Below are 22842 nucleotides of genomic sequence, written 5' to 3'. Positions count from 1 at the left end.
TAAGAACCTGTGATGTATAACTGAATGCGCTTTCGTCATTGGAAGGCGCAGGTATCTGCATGCGGTACTGACGGCTCCTCCCCCGTTCGGCGTTGTCGCTTCCATGTACCGCACCACCCTGAACCTGCTTGCCGGCGCGATCGCGCTCGGCCTCACCGCCGGCGCTGCCGGCGCCGCTGAAACCGCCGATGCCGGCAAGGACAGCACCACCCTCGGCACCGTGCTGGTGACCGGTTCCAACATCAAGCGCAGCGACACCGCCGGCCCCAACCCGGTGCAGATCGTCACCCGCGAGCAGATCCTGCAGACCGGCCGCTCCACCCTTACCGACGTGCTGCGCAACCTGTCGGCCAACGCCGGCAACAGCTTCGACGAGCAGTACACCGGCAGCTTCGCTGCGGGCTCGGCGTCGATCGGCCTCCGCGGCCTGTCGCCGAAGAACACGCTGGTGCTGGTCAATGGCTACCGCGTGGCCAACTTCGGCTTCGCGCTCAACACCCAGGACACCTTCGTCGACCTCAACGCGCTGCCGATCAGCGCGGTGGAGCGCATCGAAGTGCTGAAGGATGGCGCCTCGGCGGTGTACGGCTCGGACGCCATCGCCGGCGTCATCAACATCATCCTGCGTCGTGATTTCCATGGCGTGGAGGTCGGCGGTGGCTTCGGCACCGCCACCCAGGGCGGCCTGAACGAGCGCAAGGCCAACCTGCTGGCCGGCTTCGGTGACCTCGAACAGCAAGGCTGGAACGTGCTGTTCGGACTGGATCTGCTCAAGCGCGACCGCCTCGATGCCGACCAGCGCGCGTACACCCGCGACGGCGATTTCCGCGACAAGCCCGGTGGCCGCCTGGCCGGCTGGTCCACGGCCGGTGGCAACTGGCTGTCCAATCCGCGTGCGCCGCAGCCGTTCTCGCCCTGCCCCGATGGCAGCGAGCCGCGTCCCTACAGCGACTTCGGCAGCACCCTGCCCGGCCAGGCCTGCGCCTTCAACGCGCAGCCGTTCAAGACTCTGCAGCCCGGCGCCGAGCGCCTGCAGGCGTCGCTGAGCGCGACCTACCGCTTCAATGACAGCGTCGAAGCCTTCGCTGACGTGCTGTACAGCCACAACAAGGCCGACCAGATCTTCAGCGCGCCGCTGACGGTCGGCCCTGGCCTGCGTGCCTACAATCCCGCCACCGGCACGTTGACCGATATCGCCGCCGTGCTGCCGGTCGGCCATCCGAACAATCCGGGCAGCGCGCCGCTGCCGTTCGAATACACCTTCTTCGATCTCGGCCCGCGCCTGAAGGACAACACCCAGGTGTTCTACCGCGCCCTGGCCGGCGTACGTGGCACCGGTGAACGCTGGGACTGGGAAGTGGCCGCACTGACCTCGCAGAGCGCGCAGCGCGAGTACGTGGACAACTTCGTGGACCGCTACGCCTTCCAGCAGATCCTGCGCGATGGCAGCTACAACTTCCTCGATCCGTCCAGCACGCCGGGCGCACTGGACGATCTGCGCCTGCAGACCAAACGTCCAGGCTGGTACAAGCTGCACTCGCTCAACGTCAAGGCATCGACCTCGTTGTGGGAACTGCCGGCCGGTGCGATCGGCTTCGCCTGGGGCGCGGAATTCCGCAAGGAATCGCTGGACGCGCGCACCAGTGCGCAGGTGCTGTCCGGAACCGAGCTGCGCCCGGCGATCAACATCGTCGACGGCGAACGCCAGGTCAGTGCCGCCTATGCCGAGTTCAGCGTGCCGCTGCATCGCACGCTGGAGCTGCAGGTTGCCGGCCGCGGTGACCACTACGATGACTTCGGCAAGGCGTTCTCGCCGAAGTTCGCGCTGCGCTGGCAGCCGCTGGACAGCCTGCTGCTGCGCGGTTCGTTCTCGCGTGGCTTCCGTGCGCCGTCGCTGCCGGAGATCGCACCGGGGCAGACCATCAGCTACGGCTCGGTGGTCGATCCGTTCGATCCGCTGCAGCCCGGCGGCAGCCGTGGCGTGACCAACCTGCGCACCGGCAATCCGGACCTGAAGGCCGAACGCTCGCGCAATCTCAATGTCGGTGCGGTGTGGTCGCCCGATGCCGATTCCAGCATCGGCCTGGACTGGTATCGCATCGAACAGGACAACCTGGTCAAGCCGGACAGCGCGCAGTTCATCGTCAACAACCCGGACCTGTTCCCCGGCCGCGTGCAGCGCGATGCACAGGGCCGCATCCAGATCATCACCAACCAGTACGCCAACCAGGGCGAGCTGACCACCTCGGGCATCGACCTGGAAGCGAACCGTACTTTCCGCACCGATGGCTGGGGCAACTTCACCGTGGCCGGCAGCTGGACCCACCTGCTCAGCTTCAAGCAGCCGCTGGTGGCTGGACAGGCGCCCTATGACGGCGCCGGCAACAACCGCCATGGCGCCCTGCCACGCACGCGCGGCACCACCTCGTTGAACTGGGCGGTGGGTGACTGGAGCAGCACGCTGAGCCTGCAGTACGTGAGCGGCTATGACCAGCGCGTAGCCACGGCCACCAGCAATCCGGGCCTGCGCGACCGGGTCAAGCCGTACCACCAGCTCGACCTGTACGTGGCCTATGAAGGCATTCCGAAGACCACGCTGTCGCTGTCGGTGCTGAACCTGACCGACAAGGACCCGCCGTTCGATCCGGCCGGCGGTTCCAACGGCTTCGACATCAGCCAGTACAACCTGCGCGGGCAGTTCGTTTCGCTGGGCGCACGTTACCGGTTCTGACCGCCGCTGTAGAGCCGAGCCCACGCTCGACTCTACAGGAGTGTGCGGACCAACGGTCCGCACCCACCACATCAACGGCTCAGGTGCAGGAACTGCAGGTGCCGTTCGTACTGACTGATGATGTCGTTGATGATCTGCTTGCGGCTGTAGCCGACCAGATCGTAGTCCTGGCTGCCTTCGTACAGATGCACTTCGGCGCGGTAGTAGCGCTGGTTGCGCAGCTGCTGCGCGGCGAAGGACGGGGTCAGGTAGCCACTGAGGATCACCCGGTACAGGAAGTCCTGCTGCTCGCCGTGGTTGACCGACAGCTCCATGTCGCCCGCTTCGAAGCGCGTCTGCACGTCCCAGCCCTGCTCACGCAGCTGCTCGGCCACCGCCTCCATCGCCGGCTTCACCGTGTCATCCATGAAGCGGTATACCTGGTCGCGTACCGGAAAGTGCATGGCCTGGGTCAGGCGCTGGCGCCAGCCCTGGTGGTGGCGATCATCGCCGATCAGCGGCGATGGCCTGAACTGCTGCGCACGTTTGCGGTGCGACTCGTCACTGAAGGCACGGGTCAGGCCCCACATCATCAACAGCAGCACCGCAGAGAACGGCAACGAGGCCAGCACCACTGCGGATTTCAGCGCATCGATGCTGCCGGCCAGCAGCAGGCCGGCGGTCAGCACCGCGATCACCGTGCCCCAGAACACACGCAGCCAGCGTGGGCCATCGTCCTCCGGCGCACCACCATGCGAGGACAGCGTGGACAGCACCACCGCCCCGGAATCGGCCGACGTCACGAAGAAGATGAAGCTGACCAGCACGGTCACCCCGATCACCGCCTTGCTCCACGGGTAGCCATCCAGCAACGCATACAGCACCGTCGGTGGATCATCCACCGCCAGCTGCGCCAGCTGCTGCTGGCCATGATGCAGCACCTGGTCCAGCGCGCTGTTGCCGAAGATCGACAGCCACGCCAGGGTGAAACCCAGCGGAATCAGCAGCACGCCGAACACGAACTCGCGGATGGTGCGGCCGCGCGAGATGCGCGCGATGAACAGGCCGACGAACGGCGCCCAGCCGATCCACCAGGCCCAGTAGAACACCGTCCAGCCGCCCAGCCATTCCGGCCGGCCACCATAGGCGTACACGTCGAAACTCTTGCCCACCACGCTGCCCAGGTAATCGCCCAGGTTCTGCATCAGCGTGCTGAGCAGGTACTGGGTGGGGCCGGCGCAGAGCATGAACAGCACCAGCGCGATCGCCAGCAGCATGTTGATGTTGGCCATCCAGCGCACGCCCTTCTCGACCCCGGACACGGCCACCGCGACGGCCGCGCCCATCATCGCCACCACCAGCAGGATCTGCACCAGGTTGGAGTGCGGCACATTGAACAGGTGTGACAGGCCGGCGTTGAGATGCAGCACGCCGAAGCCCATGTCCGCACCGATGCCGAACACCGTGGCGACGATGCCCAAGGCATCGACGGTGTAACCGATCGGGCCGTTGATGCGCTTGCCGATCAGGGGATACAGCGCCGAGCGCAAGGCCAATGGCAGGTTGTGCCGGTAGGCGAAATAGGCCATCGCCATCGCCGCCAGCGCGAATACGCCCCAGCCATGCAGGCCCCAATGCAGGAACAGCAGCTGCATGGCCTGGCGCGCACCGGCCTCGCCCGCTGCGCCATCACCCTGTGGCGGCTGCAGGTAGTGGGTCAGCGGTTCGGAAACGCAGAAGAAGAACAGGGTGATGCTGATGCCGGCAGCGAACAGCATGCCGGCCCAGGAGAGATAGCTAAACTCCGGTTCGTCATGGTCGGCACCGAGCTTGATACCGCCGTACTTGGACAATGCCACGCCGACCACGAACACCAGGTACAGGGTCATCGCCAGCAGGTAGTACCAGCCGACGTTGAGCGCCGCCCAGTCCTGCGCCTTGACCAGCAGGCGACCGGCGCCGAGTGGAAACAGGCTGACGAACAGTGCGAAGGCAACAACGACGATCGCCGCGAAGGCGAAGACAGGCCGCAGGGTTCGCACCGGCTGATGTTGAGGCTCCAGTGCTTCCATGGGCAGCCATCTCCGGATCGATCAGAAAGTAAGCCGGCGGATTCTGGATGAACAGCAGTGGACACAGGATGAAGTCGTGGCACCGCGCAGGCATGATCGGCCGGTGTTCCGTGCTACGCGCGCGCCTGGGGCCTTGCGGGCGCGTCGGGCGCCGGGGTCACGCTGGCCCGATTACGACACGCCGCGTCCAGCGGCGATGATTCAACCCATCACATGCACGGCGCACAGCTTGTTGCCGTCCGGATCACGCAGGTAGGCCAGGTACAACTGGCGCCCGGCCTTCTGCCGCACGCCGGCCGGGTCTTCCACCGCAGTACCGCCATGGGCCACGCCCGCTTCCTGCCAGGCATGCACCGCCTGTGGGTCTGCCAGCGCAAAGCCGATGGTGCCACCGTTGGCGTGGCATGCCGCCTCTCCATCGATGGGCGGAATGACCATGAACATGCGCCCATCCTTGATGTAGACCAGCTTGCCCTCGTCATCGAACACGCCTGCGCGGCCGCCGACGGCGGTGAACAACGCATCGTAGAAGCGGCGGGAGATCGCCATGTCGTTGGTTCCGACGGTGACGTGACTGAACATGCGGGCACTCCGTTGCGGGAAAGCCCAAGTGTCGGCGACCTCACTGATCGCCGCAATCAAGCCGGGTTCAAGACGTACTGAGCAGCAACACCGCCACAGTGACCAGGCCAATGCCAACCCAACCAATCGGACGCAGGCGATTGCCGAACAGCAGGCGACCACAGGTGGCCGTGCCGATCACGCCGATCGCGCCCCACATCGCATAGGCGGTGGCCAGGTCCATGTAGCGCACGGCCTGGCCCAGCAGGGCGAAGGCGATCCAGACCAGCACGATGGCGCCGACACCCCAGCGCCAGCGACGGAAGCCATCGGACTTGGCCACCATCATGTTGGCGGCCACATCGATCAGCGCCGAACAGATCACGAAAAACAGGGCCATCATGTTCATCAGTGCGCCTCCCCGAGGGTGACGCAGACGATGCCGACCACCGCCAGCACCAGACCGGCCAGCTGCTGCAGCGACAGGCTCTCGCCGAACACGCTGATGCCGACCACGGTCAGCAGGGTCAGGCCGAGGCCTTCCCACACCGCATAGGCCACGCCGACGGCGATACGGCGCACCGACAGCGCGAGGAAGTAATAGGACAGCGCCAGCGCGGCGGCCATCACCAGATAACCGGTCCAGCCGCCATCGCGGGCGGCATGGGCCATGAAGGACGTGCCGACCACTTCGGCGACGATCGCCACGGTCAGGCAGGCCCAGGCGACGACGGCGCCACGGGCGGGAACAGTACGGGACATGTGAAGCTCCTTGCGGGACGGGGACCGCGCCCCATCCTCAGTAGATCCACGCCGTGCGTGGATGATCCGGAACGCCCCCGCAGACAGGGGCGACGGCGGCCAGTATCATCGCCTTTTACGGTGGTATCAAAATGGATTCCATCGACAGGAGCGATGGATCAATGCCCTATTCCCCCGAATCGCTGCAGGCGTTCGTCGAGGCCGCCGCGCTGGGCTCGTTCTCGGCGGCCGCGCGCCGGCTGCGCAAAACCCAGTCCACGGTCAGCACCGCCATCGCCCACCTGGAAGCCGACCTCGGCATGGTCCTGTTCGATCGTAGCGGCCGCTACCCGCAGCTGACCGACGCCGGCCGGCAGGTGCTGGGCCACGCGCAGGAAATCCTTGCCGCCGACGCGCGCCTGCAACAGCTGAGCGTGCGTCTGGCCGCACCCGTAGAGCCACGCCTGACCGTGGTGTTCTCCGATGTCTACCAGCTCGATCCGGCGCAACGTGTGCTGCAGCGGTTTGCCGAGGCATTTCCCGAGATCGAACTGGAATGGCTGGATGCCGAAGGGCGGGACGTACTGGAACTGGTGGATGCGGGGCGCGCCGGGCTGGGACTGCTGCCGCGCCAGGCGCAGTACCCCGATGCACTGGTTGCCCAGCCACTGGCCCACCACAGCGAGCTGGCGGTGTATGTGGCCAGCGACCATCCACTGGCGCAGGCAGGCGTGCGCGCGGCGGCGCAGCTGGCCCGGCACCGGCAGGTGCGGCTGAGCGCGCAGGTCGACCACGCGCCGCCGATCAGCGGGCCGGCGTGGACCGCGTCGGACTACCTGATGGTGATGGAGATGGCCGAGGACGGCATAGGCTGGGCCGAGCTGCCGCGTGCGCTGGTGCAGCGCTACGACCGTGGCCGCCTACTGGAACTGCGCGTGCCGGGCTGGCCGCGCCGCATCCACAGCGACCTGGTGTGGCGCCGCGATACGCCGCCGGGGCCGGCGGCGTTGTGGTGGGCCGAGGCATTGGGGTGAGTAGAGCCGAGCATAGGCTCGGCACTACAAATCAACGATGGGCGAGCGCGTAATCCAGCGCGGAGCGCACCGCTGCCACCTGCGCGTCGTTGCACTGCTGCGGCGTCGCCCGCGGGCTGTCCGGATAGACCTCGGTGGTGGTGGTGTACTTCGCCCCGGTGATGCCGGCGCACAGGCCCAGCGGCACCAGCGCGTACTCGATCACGCCGTGCGCGACCACCGGCGAACCGATGATCTCGCCCTTGTCGTCGGCCGGTGCAATATGGGTGACCTTCTCCACTTCCGCGACCACGGCCTGCTGGAACGCCGGCTGCGGATTCTCGCTGTCGTCCACCAGGTAGAAGCCGTCGGGAATCAGGCCCGGTTCGAATGGCTTGCCATCGCGCGCGGCGAGTGCGGGACGGAACTCGCTCTCGTCGCTGTCGGTGGTCTCGTGCAGGTCGATGTGCAGCACGAACTGGCCCTTCAACGGTGCAATCAGTTCGATCAGCGCCGTCGATTCGCGCGCCGGGCCATCAGCGCGGAAGTTGCGGTTCGGGTCGATCGCATCGAAGTTCCAACGGTTGATGCGCTCGAAGCCCCACGGATTCACGCACGGCGCGACCAGCAGGTTGGCCTTGCCGGCGTAGCTGGCGGCGTGTTTTTCGAGGAACTCCAGCGCGCCCAGCACGCCACTGGTCTCGTAGCCGTGCACACCGCCGGTCACCAGCGCGGCCGGCAGTGCCGGATTCCAGTCGCGGCTGCGCAGGGCGAACAGGGTGTAGGTCTCGCCTGCATAGTCGAGCTGGCCGTAAGCCACCTTGTCGAAGCGCCCGGCCAGTGCATCGATGCGCGGCAGCACTTCCTCGTCGTAACGGCGCAGGCGCTGCTGGCGCGCACGCCACTGCTCCCGTTCCGCCACGCCCCACGGCTGGCCAGGGGTACCGACGGGATAGAAAGCAGCAGTGGACATGGCAGATCTCAGCGGGTCAGGAGGCAATTGATCACTTTAGCACCCGGTCAAAGCGCTGAACCGCACGTCGATTCCAATGGCGAATGGAATCAGCAATAATTCTCATTTACGCCCTTCACTGCCCGCAACGATGCCCATCCCTGCCCTGCAACCGGCCCGCCTGCCCCTGGCCGCCGCCCTCGCCCTGTGCCTGCTCCCGGCCGCCAGCGTCTTAGCGCAGGACAGCGCCACCACGCTCGACAGCATCCAGGTATCGGGCAGCTGGCTGGGCACCGGCCTGCACGACAGCGTCAAAAGCTTCGCCGGCGCACGTACCGTGGTTGATCGCCAGCGCATCGAGGCCAGCGGCGCCGCCAGCCTGGGCGATGCCATGCGCCGCATTCCCGGCGTACAGGTCACCGACAACTCCGGCACGGCCGGCAGCTCGGTGTCGCTCAACATCGGCGTGCGTGGCCTGACCGGTCGCTACTCGCCGCGCTCGACCGTACTGCTGGACGGCGTGCCGCTGGCGGTTGCGCCGTACGGCCAGCCACAGCTGTCGTTCGCCCCGGCCAGCCTGGCCAACATCGAGTCGATCGACGTTGTGCGTGGCGGCGGCGCGGTGCGCTACGGGCCGCAGAATGTCGGCGGCATCATCAACTTCAGCACCCGTGCGATTCCGACCGCGGCCGGCCTGCACGGCGAGGCGGGCGTGCGCTACAGCGCCTACGACCACGGCGGCGGCGACAGCACGCAGTACAACGCGTTCCTCGGCGGCACCGCCGGCAACGGGCTGGGTGCCGCCCTGCTGTATTCCGGGCAGGACGGCCGCGGCTGGCGCCAGGGCAGCGATGACCGTTTCGACGACCTGGCACTGAAGTTCGCCTATGCCATCGATGCGCAACAGGAACTGCGCGCCAAGCTCTCGTACTACGATGTGCGCTCGCTGACACCCGGTGGCCTGACCCGCGCCCAGTACGGGACCGATCCGTTCCAGAACACCCGGCCGACCGACTTCTGGAAAGGCCATCGCACTGGCATCGATCTGGGCTACACCAACACGCTGTCGGAGAACAGCGAGTTCGAGGTGCTGGCGTATTACAACGAGAGCAACCGCGCCAGCTCGCTGATCAATGCCGCCAACACACAGATCACCGTGCAGCCGCGCGACTACCGCGTGCTCGGCATTGAGCCGCGCTACACCCAGCGCCTGCACTGGGGCAGCAGCGTGCACGACATCACCGCCGGCTACCGCTTCCTGCGCGAGCGCGGCAATGACCGCAGCTACACCGTGACCCGCCGTACCGGTGCGGCCAGCGCGACCACCCGCTTCGACAACGCCACCGATGCGCACTCGTTCTACGTCGATGACCGCATCGCCATCGGCCAGTGGCGGATCACGCCCGGCGTGCGCATGGAGTGGATCGACATGGACCGCCAGCAGGCCGGTGGCGGCGCGACCTTCAGCAGCCGCAACGACAAGGCCCTGCCCTCGCTCAACGTCGCCTACCTGCTGACCCCGCAGCTGACCGTGTTCGGCAACTACACCACCTCGTTCGGGCCGGTGCAGAACATCCAGCTCAACTCGCAGAGCGCGACCAATCCGCTGAACCCGGAAATCGCCAGGACCACCGAGCTGGGTGCGCGCTGGCAGGATGGCGCGCTGCGCGCGGAAGTGACCGTGTTCAAGATGCGCTTCGACAACCAGATCCTGCAGATTCCGGGCATCACCCCGCCCACCTTCCAGAACATCGGCGCCACCGACCACAAGGGCGTGGAAAGCGCGATCGAGTACCGCTTCGCCGAAAGCAGCGCGCTGGCCGGGCTGGAGCTGTACGCGAACTACACCTGGACCAAGGCCATCCAGCAGTCCGGCGACAATCGTGGCCTGGATGTGCCCTTCTATTCGCGCGATACCGACAGCATCGGCGCGCGCTATGCGCTGGCCGGCTGGACCTTCAATGTGTCCAGCACCCACCAGAGCGGCCAGTTCTCCGATGCCGCCAACACCTGGAACGAAACCGCCGATGCGCGCGTGGGCCGTGTGCCGGGCGTACGCCTGTGGAACGCGCAGGCGGCCTGGCAGCTGCCCTGGCTGGCCGACAGCGAGGTCGCGGTGGGCGTGAACAACCTGGCCGACAAGCGCTGGTACACCCGCAACGTGGATGGCAACGCCGGCCGCATGGTGGCCGCACCGCGCACGTTCTACGTGCAGGGCCGCTACCGCTTCTGAGTGCGGTAACCGCCTGATGCGGTGACGGTAGCGCTCACGGTGGCGGCGTATCATGCCGCCACCATGTCCTCCACCGCTTCGCCATCGCGCCTGCATCTGGCCTTCCAGGGCCTGCGCCTGCGCCTGCGTGGCAGCGACCTGTGGTTCATCGCCCTGGCCCTGCTGGTCGGGCTGATCGCCGGTGGCCTGACCCTGTTGCAGGCTGGGCTGGCACGCACCCTGCAGACGGCGCTGTATGGGCTGGACGAGGGCATGCGCCTGAGCTCACTGCCCGCACTGGCCTGGACCGCGCTGCTGGTACTGCCGCTGGGCGGCCTGGTGGTGGGCCTGGTCAGCCTGGCTGCAACGCGCCTCAAGCGCCCCTTGCTGGACGCCGTGGAAGCCAATGCGCTGCACGGCGGCCGCATGTCGATGCGTGACAACCTGATCGTGTTGACCCAGACCCTGGTCTCCAACGGCTGCGGCGCGTCGGTCGGACTGGAAGCGTCGTACACACAGATGGGCGCGGGCAGCGGCTCGCAGCTGGGACGGGTGATGCGCCTGCGCCGCAACGACGTGCGCATCCTGGTCGGGGCCGGCGCGGCCGGTGCGATCGCCGCGGCCTTCGGTGCACCGTTAGCCGGGGCGTTCTACGCCTTCGAGATCGTCATCGGCGCCTATACGCCGGCGGCACTGGCGCCGGTGGCGGTGGCCGCGCTGGCCGGCGCCTTCGTTGCCGACCAGGCCGGCGTGGAGGCCTATCTGCTGCCGGCGGCATCCACCATCGACGTGCGCGCAGCCGACTATGCGATCTACGGCCTGCTCGGCTGCTGCTGTGCGATGGTCGGCATCGTGGTGATGCGCCTGATCGCCTCCATCGAGGGCACGGTCAAGCGCAGCCCGTTGCCGCTGTGGGGACGGCCGGTGGTGGGTGGCCTGCTGCTGATCCCGCTGGCGCTGGCCAGCCCGCAGGTGCTGTCGTCCGGCCACGGCGCGCTGCACCTGGACCTGACCACCCATCTGCCGCTGATCTGGATCGGCGGACTGCTGACCCTCAAATGCCTGGCCTCGGGCATTTCGCTGGGTTTCGGCTTCCGTGGTGGCCTGTTCTTCGCCTCGCTGTTCATGGGCACGCTGGTCGGCACGCTGTTTGCCGGGTTGCTGGCGATGGCCACCGGCGTGCCGGTGGTCGACGCCACCTCAGCGGCGCTGGCGGGCATGGCCGCACTGGCCGCAGCCGTGGTTGGCGCGCCGATGACCATGGCCATGCTGGTGCTGGAAGGCACCCACGATTTCCTGCTGACCAGCGTGGTGATGAGCGCGGTGCTGGTGTCCAGCACGCTGGTGCGGCAATGGTTCGGCTACTCCTTCTCGACCTGGCGCATGCATCTGCGCGGGGAAACCATCAAGAGCGCACGTGACATCGGCTGGGTGCACAACCTCAATGCCGGGCGGATGATGCGCAAGGGTGTAGCCACCGCGCCGGCCGACCTCGATGCCGCCACCTTCCGCCAGCGCTTCCCGCTGGGTTCGGGCAGCCGGGTGATCCTGATCGACAGTGAAGGCCACTACGCCGGCATCGTGCAGATCCCGCGCCTGTTCGGCGACGGCGTAAAGCCCGAGGACGTGGTGGGTACGTTCGCCGAGAACCGCGACGTAGCGCTTGCCACCAGCGCGGACGTGGTGAGCGTGATGCAGCGGTTCGACCAGACCCAGGCCGACGAGCTGGCGGTGGTGGCCGACGATGGCCAGGTACTGGGCGTGGTGTCTGAAGCATTCGTGCGCAAGCGCTATGCGGAGGAGCTGGACAAGCGCCAGCGCGAAATGATGGGCGAGCGCGTCGACGAGTAGATCCACGCCATGCGTGGATGATGTTCCCGGAAGCCCCACCCATCCACGCATGGTGTGGATCTACTGTCACCTGCGGGAGGTAGACTGCGGCCATGCGCTTCATTGAAACCTTCCAGTCCGGCCCCTTCGCCGACACCGTGGTCAGCCTGCTGGCGGCGTTCGTGCTCGGCACCCTGATCGGGGCCGAACGCCAATACCGGCAGCGCACGGCCGGCCTGCGCACCAACGTGCTGGTGGCCGTCGGCGCCGCCGCCTTCGTTGATCTGGGCATGCGTATCGCCGGCAGCGCCGAGGCCGTGCGGGTGATCTCGTACGTGGTCTCGGGTGTCGGCTTCCTCGGCGCCGGCGTGATCATGAAGGAAGGCATGAACGTGCGCGGCCTGAACACCGCCGCGACGCTGTGGTGCTCGGCGGCCGTGGGCAGCTGTACCGGTGCGGACATGCTGGCCGAAGGCGTACTGCTGACCGTCCTGATCATTGCCGGCAATACCCTGCTGCGGCCACTGGTGAACGCGATCAACCGCATCCCGATCAACGAAGCCGCCAGCGAAGCGACCTACGAAGTGCGCCTGAGCGTGGATGCCGACGCGGTGCCGCGCGTGCGCGAGCGCCTGGTCGATGCACTGGAAGCAGCGCAGTATCCCGTCGGTGACATACAGCTGGTCGAGCACGCCGATGCACCCACCGATGTGATCGCCGTACTGGTCAGCACGGCGGTCAGCGCCGACGAACTGGACGTGGTGCTGGCGCGGATGGAGCAGGTGCCGGGCGTCCTGCATGCCACGTGGGAAGTCAGCACCCGCGATTGAACGCGTGTCAGCAGTTCATCCACGCATCGCGTGGATCTACTGCTCATGCACGCGCCAGGCGCTGCTGCGCACGCAGCAGTCTGCGGAACGAGGCGCAGCGCCGCGCATCCTCGGCGTGTGGACAGGCCGCAGCCCGCTGCAGCCGATCCTGCACCCGCTGCAGCTCGCGGATCTGCCGCTGCAGCGCATCGGCCTGGGCCAGCAATGCCGTGCGGTCCAATGCGAGCCCTGTTCCCTGCGGCATCGCCGCGCCGATCTGCTGCAGTGACAGGCCTGCTGATTGCCCCAGGCCGATCAGCGCAAGCCGTTCCAGCACCTGTTGGTGGTACTGCCGGCGCAGGCCGCGACGCCCCAGCACCTGCACCAGGCCCAGCTGCTCGTAATAGCGCAGTGTCGAGGCCGGCACGCCGCTGCGGCGCACCACCTCACCGATATCCAGTTCCCGCATCGTGCTTGACCTCAAGGGGGCTTCAAGCGCCACCATGGTCGTACTCTCCGCGCAAGGCAAGCCCATGGCCGATTCACTCCCGCTCGATCAGCACACGCTCTGGAACGGCCCTGCTGGCGAGAACTGGGTCGCGCAGCAGACGCTGCTGGACGGCCTGTTCCAACCGATGGCCGATGCGCTGCGCGACGAGTTGCCCGCTACCGTCACGGAACTGCTGGACATCGGCTGCGGCACCGGCGCCAGCACGCTGATCGCCGCCACGGCGCGTCCTGGTGCTCACTGTACCGGCATCGACATCTCCGCCCCCATGCTCTCCCTCGCCCGCCAGCGTGCCGTCGCGATCGGGCGCAACATCGACTTCATCGTTGCCGATGCCCAGCGCCATGACTTCGCAGCAGCGCGCTACGACTGGATCCAGTCGCGGTTCGGGGTGATGTTCTTCGAGGACACGCTGGCCGCCTTCGCCAACCTGCGCCGTGCCGCCCAAGCCGGCGCAGGCCTGCGCTTCATCGCCTGGCGCAGCGCGCAGGAGAATCCATTCATGACCACCGCCGAGCGTGCGCTGGCAGACCAGCTGGTGCTGCCGGCACGAACAGCCGGCGCGCCGGGGCAGTTCGCCTTCGCCGATGGCGAGCGGGTGCGCCAGATGCTGCAGAGCACCGGATGGCAGGACGTGGACGTATCGCCGCTGGACCTGACCTGTTTCCTCACCCGTGACGCGCTGCCCAGCTACGTTGGCCAACTCGGACCTGTGGGCCTGGCCCTGCGTGCGCTGCCCGCCGAGCGCGCCGATGCGCTGCTGCAACAGGCACTGGCCGCGTTCGCCCCGTTCATCGACGGTGATTGCGTGCGGGTGCAGACCGCCTGCTGGATGATCCGCGCCCGCGCCTAGCAACAAAAATGGGGACGGAGGGGATCAAGTCGTTCATTCCCCGGCGGTGCGGGAAACGACTTGCCCCCCTTTCTCTACAACGCTTCGCCGGCGTCGGCCAGCCGCGATTCGATCAGCGCGTACCACTGCTCCAGCATGTCGACCAGCATGTCCAGTTCGGCGTCGGCGCGCTGCGCGCGGCCGCTGCGCAGGCAGGCCTGCGCTTCCTGCAGCTGGGTGAGGAAGCCGGCAACGGTGTCGGCCTGCAGGATCAGGCCCGGCAGCCGGCGCCCGGGAATGCGCACCACTGCATGGTTGCCGAGCTGACCGTACACGCTGAGAGTGGCTTCCGTCTTCATGGACAAGGGCAGGAATTGGGCATTCATCAGGTGCACCAGGGAAGAAACCTGCCCACCGGCAGGCGTGGAAAACGGGGGAGACGTTTCCACGGCCTGCCGGCAGAACAGGGGGGACTCGGGATGCCGGGGCGCGCCCCGGCACGGGGATTCAGTGCGGCCGGGCCACGCCGGCGATCTGCACCCGGCGGTTGGGCGCGAGGCAGGCAATCAGTTCGCGCCGGTTGCGCTGGTCGCACTGCACCAGCGGTTCCGCCGCGCCGCGACCTTCAGCGCTGATGCTCGCCGCTGATACGCCGCCCTGTACCAGGGCCATGCGCACCGCCTCGGCGCGCCGCTGCGACAGCGCCTGGTTGTAGGCAGCGCTGCCGATGCGGTCGGTGTAGCCGACCACCTGGATCGACTGCACCTGGCTGGCCTCGCGCACCTGCGCCAGCACACCCTGCACGGCCTGCTGGCCGGTGGCGCTGAGCACCGCACTGTCGAAACCGAACAGCGCATCGGCAGCCAGTCGCAGCGGCTGCTCCGGCAAGGGCGCCGGCGGTGGCGGTGCAGGCGGACGCGGCGGATCCAGTACGGCAGCGCACGATTCAGGCTTCCAGTAGCCGCCCTGGGCGATGCCCTTGTTATCGAAGCGCACCTGGAACTGGCAGGTGAAGTATTCGGCGCCCTGTGCGGTGCGGAAGTTGAACAGGTAGTTCCACTCGCGCACACCCCACATGCCTTCATTGAAATGCGGCGTGCCCAGCAGCGTGTACAGCTGGCGCTTGCTCATGCCCGGCGCGAACCGGCGCAGGTCGGCGATATCGGGATAGATGCCTTCCTTCAGCGATGCCTTGCTGGCCTCCGGGAAGGTGACGGCAGTGCTGCCGGCGGGGCCGTCAGCGGCGGGTGCGTGGCTGCGGCAGGCCACCAGCAGCCCTGCGGCCAGGATCAGCCCCAGCGTGGTGGCGACGCGGCCACTGCGAGCGATGCGATGCGATTTCATGTCATTCCCCCTGTAGACGTTGCCAGCTGCGCCGGGCCGCGCGTGCGACCCGGCGCGGGCGATCACCACTGGATGCCGGCACCGACGGCCACACCGGCCTCGCCACGGCTGTTGGTGGAACCACTGAACTTGTAGATCCAGCGCCCGCCCTCGGACACACCGGAGATGCCCAAGGCCACGCCGGATTCGCCGTTGTAGCTGCCCGCCGCGATCGAAGCCATGTTGCGGCCGGCTTCGCTGGGCTGCGGCAGCGACGCGGTTGCCATCGCCGAGGCGATACCGGCCGAGGCACGGTTGTCGGTCTTGCGCAGGTCGCGTTCGAAGCCGCCCATGCGCTCATCGGTGTAGGCCTTGGACCAGTCCAGCGTCTGCGCCATGCCCGACTTCAGCTGGTCGACATTGACCGCGTCGGTACCGGCGGTGCCGGCGGCGACGTTGCGCACCGTGGTCGGGCCGCTGCTGGTGCTGCCCAGGGTCACGCTGTTGTAGTTGGTGGTGCCGTTGGTGGTGGTGTCATAGCGGATCGTGCCCTGCTGCGAAGCCTGCAGCTGGCGCACGTTGACCGCGTCCGTTGCCTGCGAACCATCGGCCACGTTGACCACCTGGCGTTCGGCACCCGCTGCCCCCACCGACACCGTATTGGCGCGGTTGGCGACCGAGCCTGCACCCAGCGCCACCGAATTGTCGGCCTGCGCCTGAGAACCGTTGCCCAGTGCGGTCGAGTTGGCCCCGGCGGCGGTTGAGCCGGCACCGCCCGCGGCGGAGTTGGCGCCGCTGGCGGACGGATCGGCCAGGTTGTTGCTGTTGTTGGCGCGGAAGCTGCCCGCCACGTTGGTGATGTTCTGGATTTTCTGGTCGGTGTAGGACTTGGACTGGTCGATGGCGTAGTTGACGCCGTTCTTCAGCTGGCCGACGTTGGTCGCATCGTGGTCGTCGGAGCCATCGGCCACGTGGGTGATCTTGCGCTCGCTGCCGCTGCTGCCCACCGCCACTTCACCGGACGAGTTGCTGGCACCGGCCTGGCCGTAGGCACCGGTATAGCCGGTCTGCGCGCCGACGCTGGCCACCGAGCCGGCACCCAGCGCAACACTGTTGCCTGCGCTGGCATTGGCGCCGTTGCCAACCGCTACGCTGCCGGCACCCGCTGCGCTGGCCTGCGGGCCGACCGCCAGTGCTTCGGCACCGGTGGCCGTAGCCGCCGCCGCAGTAGAGTTGACCGCCAGGTACGGGCTGCCGCCACCGTTGCTGATGCGCTGGTTGAGCACCCGCAGCGAGCCATCCACGGCGGAGAACGCCGCGGTGACGTTGCTGTAGTCGTTGCCGGTGATGGTGCCATCGGTGGCGATGGTGGAGATGTTGAAGGTCGGCGCGGTCCACAGCCCGGTGCTGCCGTTGTACACGGTGCTGCCACCGAAGTAGCTGGCCACCGTCTGGTGCGTGCTGAACAGCTGGTCGCCGGTGATGGCATCGCTGCTGCCCGCCAGGATGCTGCCGGCGGCCACGTTGGTGACCTTCACTGGTGCGCCGCCGGTGCCGCTGAGGGTCACGGTATCGACCACGTTGCCACTCCCGTCCACGTCATATTTCACGGCGCGCTTGTCCAGGTCATCGGTCTGGTCGGCCACGTTGGCCAGCGAAGTGCTGACCGCATCGAAGGCGGTGCCGACGTCGTTGTAACTGCCCTGGCTGACGGTGCCATTGGCGGCGACATTGTTGAGCGTGTAGGTCGGTGCAGTGACCACGCCATTGGCATCCACCGCAGCGCCGCCGCCGAGGTGGGTGGCCACGGTCTGGTTGGCCGCGAACAGCTGCGCACCGTTGATCGCTTCGCTGCTGGCCGCGCTGATCTGGCCCGGGCCGAGGTTGCGCAGCGTGGTGGCCGTGCCGGACTGGCCGAGCGTAGCGCTGCCGTAGTTGACGCTGCCGTCGCCGTTGAGGTCGTAGCGCAGCGCGCCCTCTTCCGAGGCCTGCAGCTGCCCCAGGTTGACCGCATCGGTGCTGGCGGTACCGGCGGCGACGTTGGTGACCTGGCGTTCGGCGCCTGCGGCACCGATCGACACGCTGTTGGCACGGTCGGCCAGGCTGCCGGCACCGACCGCGATGCTGTTGGCGGCGGTTGCGCTGGCACCGGCGCCGACGGCGATCGCTTCGGTACCGCTGGCCACGGCGTCAGCACCGGTCGAATTCACCCGCAGGTACCGGGTGCCGGTGTTGCGGATGTCGTTGATCTGCGTGTTGAGGTTGACCAGCGAGCCGTCCACCGCATCGAAGGCGTCGGTGACGTTGTCATACAGCCCCGAGGCGACGGCGCCACCGGTGGAGATGCTGCTGATCTCGAACAGCGGTGCGGTGAACGTGCTGGTGAGCGGATCGAATGCGGCGCGTCCGCCAAAGAACTTCGCCATGGTGTCGTTGCTGGCGAACAGCTGCCCACCGTTGACCGCCTCGCTGCTGGTGGCATTGACCGCGCCGGCGGCCAGGTTGCCGATGGTGGTGGTGCCGGTGCCATTGCCGAGGGTGACACGGCGGTAGTTGGGGTCGCCTGCACCATCCAGGTCATAGGTGACCGCCGCTGCGCCAACCGCATCGATCTGGCTGATGGCGCCCTTCAGCTGAGCCACGTTGACCGCATCGGTGTTGGCGCTGCCGGCCGCGAGGTTGGTGATCTGCCGCTCGCCGCCACCGGCGGTGCCTACCGACACTTCACCGGCCGACACCTGTGCGGCGGTCAGGCCGTAGGCGCTGTAGCTGGCCTGGGCGCCGCGCAGTGCAGCCGAGCGGTAACCCAATGCCACCGAATTGGCCTGGTTGGAGGTGCTCTCCGCGCCGAGCAGGGTCTGCCCGTTGGCGGTGCCGCTGGCACTGTCGCCGACTACTACCGAGTGCCCCATGCGTGCCGCGTAGTCGGCAGTGGGAACGCCGGTCGGATCGCTCGGATCATTGGCACCCGCGCCGGGGAAGGCGACGTTGGCATCAACCTTCGGCAGCTCATGGCGGGCATTTGCACCGATCACCACCTCCTTGGAACCGTTGGCATAGGCGCCATCGCCCATCAGCACCTGGTAGTCCTGCGCGGCGTTGACCGCCCAGCAGGAGATGTCAGCCAGTGCGATGTCCAGGCACTTGGCCGCCCAGGCCGGCGAATCCGTCGGCAGCAGCAGGCCGAGCAGGCCACCGGGGTTGCCGTTGTTGATGTTGTAGATATAGCTGTCGGAGGTGACGCCGCCGATCAGGGTCAGGTGCGAGCTGCCGCCGGTGACCGCGCCACCCAGGCCATTGAGCGTGGTACCGACCGGCGTGGCATTGACCACCGGCAGGCCGAGCACGTTGACCGTGGAATAGGTCTGCATGACGTTGGCGGTGCTGAGCTTGAGGTTGCCGTTGGACAGGTAGCCAGTGCCGCCGAACAGGCTGGCGGTGGTCGGGCCCAGCAGTTCGGTGACACCGCCCACCAGGCCACCTGTGCCGATCACCAGGCCCGCGTTCGGGTCGGCAGCGGCCGGCGCCTTCGGGCTGGTCGGCGGGATGGCCGACGGCGAGGTCAGGCCGAGGCTGCCCAGAGTATTGCCGACCAGGCCGCCGACGGCGCCGGTCAGGTTGCCGACAGTGCCATTGAGGTCACCATTGAGCAGGCTGCCGACCGCGCTGCCAACGCCGTTCAGCGCAGTGCCGACGCCGTTGAGCAGGCCGCCCAGGCCAAGCGCGCTGTTCTGCGCGGCGACGGTTGCGGTGCCGGCCAGCTTGAGGTTGCGATCAGCGACCAGTTCTTCGCCGTCCTTGCCCTGCACCCGCACCTTGCCTGCCACACCGGTATCGAACGCTGCGGTAATCGCGCGGTCATCGGTGTCACCCGGCAGCTCTTCCTTCGCCGGCAGTGTGACCGCGGCGGTGGCCCCGGCCTGGCCTTGTCCTTCGATGTGGTTGCCCGCCACGACCAGCTGCGAATCGACCTTGCCGTCGACAGCCGTCTTCAGCCCGGACGGCGTTGCAGTCACGGCGGTGGCAACCTGGGTGCCGGCGTCGACGCTGGCAACCGGCGTACCGGCGATGCCGACGTTGGCCTTTGCTGCCGCATTGGCAGTCAGGCCCAACGGTGCCTGGGCAGCCGATGCGGCATTGGCGGCAAGCGCTGCATCGACACGGGCGGAGGCTGCGTTGCCGACGCCGATGTTGGCACGTACGTCGGCGCCGAGCGCCGGTGCGGGCACCTGGCGCGGCGTAGCGCCGGCCGCCAGCTTGACCTGCACGGTGGCCGGCAGGACGTCGCGCACGATCGGCAGTGAGGTCGTGCTCAGCTGCAGGCCGACGCGTGCGTTGGCACTGATCGCCGGGTTCGCCTGGGCCTGTCGTGCGGCCGCCGCCAGCGCCACTTCGGCATCGACCTTCACCGGCATCGGCTGGGTGTACTTGGCCGCCAGCGCCTGCAGGTCGCGCAGCGATTGGTTGGACTCCGTTGCCGCCGCAGGTCCGCTGGCCAGCGCGCACAGCAGTGCCAGGGCCAGGGTGCTGGGCACCAGGAGGCTGGCACGACGGTCACGCGGTGCGGTACCACCGCTATCGCCGGTGGCCAGTTCCGAGGCCACAACCAGAGCATTGAGCTGGCGGTTCCATACACGCCGGTAGATGCGGTTCATGAGCATTTCCCCCGTAGGCGGACAACTTGAATGTCAGTGGACTTGCCGTTAGGCAGGTGACTGACATTTCGCGCCTTTCAGCGGGGGCTGAGCACTTCATTCCGGCAGGGCAATCGCGCATTCCGGCAAATCCACGGCCGGATTCGGCAGCCGCATATGCAAATCCGGCAGGGAGGGCTGGCCGGGCTGCGCCCGGCACCCGCAGAGGCGAAAACCAAAGCCAAAGCCAAAGCAACAGCCGGCTCTGGGTTTTCTGGGGGTTGGCGGAGCGGTGTGGGCTTGCAGGACACGCCGTAAACCCGTCCATGGGGGCTCGATGGCGCCATCCATGGCGCCAACGGTCCTGCAAGCCCACACCGCCCCACCTGTGACAGTTTCCCCATGACGGTTGGATCTGCCGTCGTGCATTCACTGCCGACATGATCGATCTTTGATTTTCAGTGATTATTTCGATCTAAATCGAAATTGATGATCCGACTTTCCCTCGGCCGGGCATTGCCCGGCGCGACATCTGAAGCGCGCGGGAAACTGTCGAAGGCGGGGTGGGTCCGGTTGCGGGGGTGTCCGCGGCATGGATGCCGCGGCCAAGCCCCCAGGGATGGGTTTACGGCGTCCCCCGCCACCGGACCCACCCCGCCATTCCACAGGAAACCCGCTTTTGCTTTCGGCAGTTGACCTTGCCTCTGCGGGTGCCGGGCGGCAGCCCGGCCGATACCCTCAGGCCGGTTGGCCGAGCTGTGCGGGCGCGCGCATCAGGGTGTCGCGCGGCAGTTCGCCAAAGACTTTCCGATAGTTGTCGGCAAAGCGCGACAGGTCCCACAGCCCGCAACTGAGCGCGATGGCCTTGACCGAACGCCGGTTGGAATCGGCCATCGACAGGCTGCGGCAGGCCGCGCACAGCCGCAGCATCGACAGGTAGCGATTGGGCGAGGTACCGAACAGATCCTCGAACGCATAGCGCAGGCCACGTTCGCTGACGCCGGCGGCGTCGCAGATCTCATTCATGTAGATATTGCGGCGCAGGTTGAGGCGCATGAAGTTCTCCGCCCGCTGCGCGATCAGGTAATGCGTGCGGCGGGCGCGGCTGCAGCTGGGCCGATCGGCGGGGCCAGCGCCCAGCAGTGCCTGGACATGCTCGTGCAGCAGGCGCTCGGTTTCTTCCGGTTGCAACCCACCACCCTGCCCCAGCTGTGCATGCAGTTGCTGGTAATGGCGTACCAGGGGCATTGCCTCATCGCCGAGGTTGAACAACGAAAGTGCCTGTCCCGCCGGCGGCGTGCTGCGCAGGCTCAGTTCGGTCAGCTTGCGCTGCACGCGCGCCACCGGCACCAGCATCAGCGTCATCTGCGTGCCGGGGCTCAGCGTGAATTCACTGATGCCTTCAGGCATCACGGCCAGCGCCATGCCAGGCGTCAGCGGCACGCCATGGCACCAGCTCAATGCATCGTCGGTGGTGTGCAGGTAACCGAGCATTGCCCAGTCGGGGGGCAGCATGAATCGGCCGCGGCAATGGAAGCCGCAGGTGATGCTGCAGAACAGGGCTTCCTCGTGAACGCGCGAAGCGAATGCCGCGCGCGGACCATTGCCATCCAGCAGCAACAGTTCCACATCGCACACGCGGAGCACGCCGCTCAGCGTGGCCAGGTCTATCGACCTGAGATCGCCGTCGTCGTTGTGTTCCACCCCACCATCGACCATGACAGTGTCGTCCCCCGTTTGGTCTGCTGCACGACTCCGCCCCCACTGCCTGACAGGGCGCACGCCGTTTCCAAGAGCATCGTCCGTTGCCGTGACGGTCGCTGCGCAGCGCGCGCGCCCATCCATGAAAATGCAAAACCTTGAATGCGAGTATGCCCGATAATCCGCAGCCGTAAACAGGATGTTTCGACGACAGCCGATTATCGACGACGTGAAGAAAATGTGCGCGCGGATGGCACGGTTTTCGCATGTGCGCAGATCGACCTCACATTATCTACACGACCATGAATCGTTTTGCGCAGGAACGGATTTGCGTCACAGATCCGCGCCTGAATATTCAGCAATGCACCGAATCTGCCGAATTTGCATATAGGTTCCGGTTGCAGGGAACCGCCATTCAGGCAAAGTCAAATACAAATACACGGTGATCGGGCACGCAGATGGCGGCCACACCCAGGGGGACAGCATGACCATGCACCTGCGAAATACCGTTTCGACCACCGGCCCGGTGCCGTGCGGTCGCGGTTGCGCGGCCGCTGCCCTGCCCGGGAATGATCACCCTGCTTGAGCACAGCGGGATTGCCCGCCGTGCCTCCTCCGCCAGGATGGCAGAGGCCTACGGACGGTCCCGGCGGAGCCGGGCCACCGCCCATGCAGGTGTCCTGCAGTAACTGACAGGTAGAGGGAGACAACCGTCATGAACGCATCGATCCGCAAGTTCCTGAAAGAAGAAGATGGCGTGACCGCGCTCGAGTACGGGCTGCTGGCCGCCGTGATCGCCGGCATCCTGATCGTGGTGGGCAGAACCCAGATCACCGCGTTCTTCACCACGCTGTTCACCCGCCTGCAGGCCATCGCCACCGACGCCACCACCACCTAGCCGTCGCGCGGGGTACAGCACCTGCGGTCGCTTCGATGGCGACCGC

Annotated in this window: 17 protein-coding genes; 7 read left to right on the top strand and 10 right to left on the bottom strand. The window is 67.1% G+C overall.

Annotated elements, in window-relative coordinates; translation table 11 throughout:
- Positions 1-103 precede the first annotated feature (103 nt).
- Positions 104-2731: a TonB-dependent receptor gene (locus tag MRBLST15_RS01355; protein WP_367784801.1), complete on the top strand. Its 2628-nt coding sequence runs from the start codon at positions 104-106 to the stop codon at positions 2729-2731.
- A 71-nt stretch (positions 2732-2802) separates the two neighbouring features.
- Here the strand turns inward: MRBLST15_RS01355 and betT are convergent, their stop codons facing one another.
- The 4 genes from betT to MRBLST15_RS01335 all read right to left on the bottom strand — a co-directional run bounded on the left by betT (position 2803) and on the right by MRBLST15_RS01335 (position 6105).
- Positions 2803-4782, bottom strand: a complete 1980-nt coding sequence (gene betT / locus MRBLST15_RS01350) for a choline BCCT transporter BetT (RefSeq protein WP_265952999.1) — start codon at positions 4780-4782, stop codon at positions 2803-2805.
- A gap of 201 nt (positions 4783-4983) precedes the next feature.
- Positions 4984-5364 (bottom strand): VOC family protein, encoded by a 381-nt coding sequence (locus MRBLST15_RS01345; protein ID WP_367784799.1) that lies wholly within the window; start codon positions 5362-5364, stop codon positions 4984-4986.
- Between the two features lie 67 nt (positions 5365-5431).
- Positions 5432-5752 (bottom strand): DMT family transporter, encoded by a 321-nt coding sequence (locus MRBLST15_RS01340; protein ID WP_312703857.1) that lies wholly within the window; start codon positions 5750-5752, stop codon positions 5432-5434.
- Positions 5752-6105 carry an SMR family transporter gene (locus MRBLST15_RS01335; protein ID WP_312703856.1) on the bottom strand — a complete coding sequence of 118 codons (354 nt, stop codon included), beginning with the start codon at positions 6103-6105 and terminating at the stop codon, positions 5752-5754. Before MRBLST15_RS01335 ends, MRBLST15_RS01340 begins: the two co-directional genes overlap by 1 nt.
- A gap of 161 nt (positions 6106-6266) precedes the next feature.
- Between MRBLST15_RS01335 and MRBLST15_RS01330 the strand changes: the two genes are divergently transcribed.
- Positions 6267-7118 carry a LysR family transcriptional regulator gene (locus MRBLST15_RS01330; protein WP_033831329.1) on the top strand — a complete coding sequence of 284 codons (852 nt, stop codon included), beginning with the start codon at positions 6267-6269 and terminating at the stop codon, positions 7116-7118.
- Positions 7119-7149: 31 nt separating this feature from the next.
- Here MRBLST15_RS01330 and MRBLST15_RS01325 read toward each other — a convergent pair whose 3' ends face one another.
- Positions 7150-8070 carry a M14 family metallopeptidase gene (locus tag MRBLST15_RS01325; RefSeq protein ID WP_312703854.1) on the bottom strand — a complete coding sequence of 307 codons (921 nt, stop codon included), beginning with the start codon at positions 8068-8070 and terminating at the stop codon, positions 7150-7152.
- Positions 8071-8200: 130 nt separating this feature from the next.
- Here MRBLST15_RS01325 and MRBLST15_RS01320 point away from each other — a divergent pair, with 130 nt between their 5' ends.
- The 3 genes from MRBLST15_RS01320 (at position 8201) to MRBLST15_RS01310 (ending at position 12921) form a co-directional block, all read left to right on the top strand.
- Positions 8201-10282, top strand: coding sequence for a TonB-dependent receptor family protein (locus tag MRBLST15_RS01320; RefSeq protein ID WP_367784795.1), 2082 nt, complete (start codon positions 8201-8203; stop codon positions 10280-10282).
- A 63-nt stretch (positions 10283-10345) separates the two neighbouring features.
- Positions 10346-12112: a chloride channel protein gene (locus MRBLST15_RS01315; protein WP_367784793.1), complete on the top strand. Its 1767-nt coding sequence runs from the start codon at positions 10346-10348 to the stop codon at positions 12110-12112.
- 92 nt (positions 12113-12204) lie between these two features.
- On the top strand, positions 12205-12921 hold the full coding sequence (locus MRBLST15_RS01310; protein WP_265953025.1) for an MgtC/SapB family protein: 717 nt from the start codon (positions 12205-12207) through the stop codon (positions 12919-12921).
- 43 nt (positions 12922-12964) lie between these two features.
- On the opposite strand, the gene MRBLST15_RS01305 is transcribed toward MRBLST15_RS01310, so the two are convergent.
- Positions 12965-13369 carry a MerR family transcriptional regulator gene (locus MRBLST15_RS01305; protein ID WP_265953028.1) on the bottom strand — a complete coding sequence of 135 codons (405 nt, stop codon included), beginning with the start codon at positions 13367-13369 and terminating at the stop codon, positions 12965-12967.
- A gap of 64 nt (positions 13370-13433) precedes the next feature.
- On the opposite strand from MRBLST15_RS01305, the gene MRBLST15_RS01300 reads away from it, so the two are divergent.
- Complete coding sequence (locus tag MRBLST15_RS01300) at positions 13434-14261, top strand: class I SAM-dependent methyltransferase (protein WP_367784790.1); 828 nt, start codon at positions 13434-13436, stop codon at positions 14259-14261.
- 74 nt (positions 14262-14335) lie between these two features.
- Here MRBLST15_RS01300 and MRBLST15_RS01295 read toward each other — a convergent pair whose 3' ends face one another.
- The 4 genes from MRBLST15_RS01295 to MRBLST15_RS01280 all read right to left on the bottom strand — a co-directional run bounded on the left by MRBLST15_RS01295 (position 14336) and on the right by MRBLST15_RS01280 (position 21916).
- Positions 14336-14626 carry a DUF6959 family protein gene (locus MRBLST15_RS01295; protein WP_170929478.1) on the bottom strand — a complete coding sequence of 97 codons (291 nt, stop codon included), beginning with the start codon at positions 14624-14626 and terminating at the stop codon, positions 14336-14338.
- A gap of 121 nt (positions 14627-14747) precedes the next feature.
- Positions 14748-15584 (bottom strand): OmpA family protein, encoded by an 837-nt coding sequence (locus MRBLST15_RS01290; protein ID WP_312703851.1) that lies wholly within the window; start codon positions 15582-15584, stop codon positions 14748-14750.
- 62 nt (positions 15585-15646) lie between these two features.
- Positions 15647-20218 carry a YadA-like family protein gene (locus MRBLST15_RS01285; RefSeq protein ID WP_367784787.1) on the bottom strand — a complete coding sequence of 1524 codons (4572 nt, stop codon included), beginning with the start codon at positions 20216-20218 and terminating at the stop codon, positions 15647-15649.
- Between the two features lie 717 nt (positions 20219-20935).
- Positions 20936-21916, bottom strand: coding sequence for an AraC family transcriptional regulator (locus MRBLST15_RS01280; RefSeq protein ID WP_312703849.1), 981 nt, complete (start codon positions 21914-21916; stop codon positions 20936-20938).
- A 697-nt stretch (positions 21917-22613) separates the two neighbouring features.
- Between MRBLST15_RS01280 and MRBLST15_RS01275 the strand changes: the two genes are divergently transcribed.
- The gene (locus MRBLST15_RS01275) at positions 22614-22796 is read left to right on the top strand and encodes a Flp family type IVb pilin (RefSeq protein ID WP_025878547.1); all 183 of its coding nucleotides are present in this window, start codon (positions 22614-22616) and stop codon (positions 22794-22796) included.
- The last annotated feature ends 46 nt before the right edge of the window (positions 22797-22842 follow it).

Source organism: Stenotrophomonas sp. LST15-1-1.1, from assembly GCF_040815575.1.
Lineage (GTDB): Bacteria > Pseudomonadota > Gammaproteobacteria > Xanthomonadales > Xanthomonadaceae > Stenotrophomonas > Stenotrophomonas lactitubi_B.
Note: the sequence above shows the minus strand (reverse complement) of the source record. Positions and strands in the feature narration are given on the sequence as shown.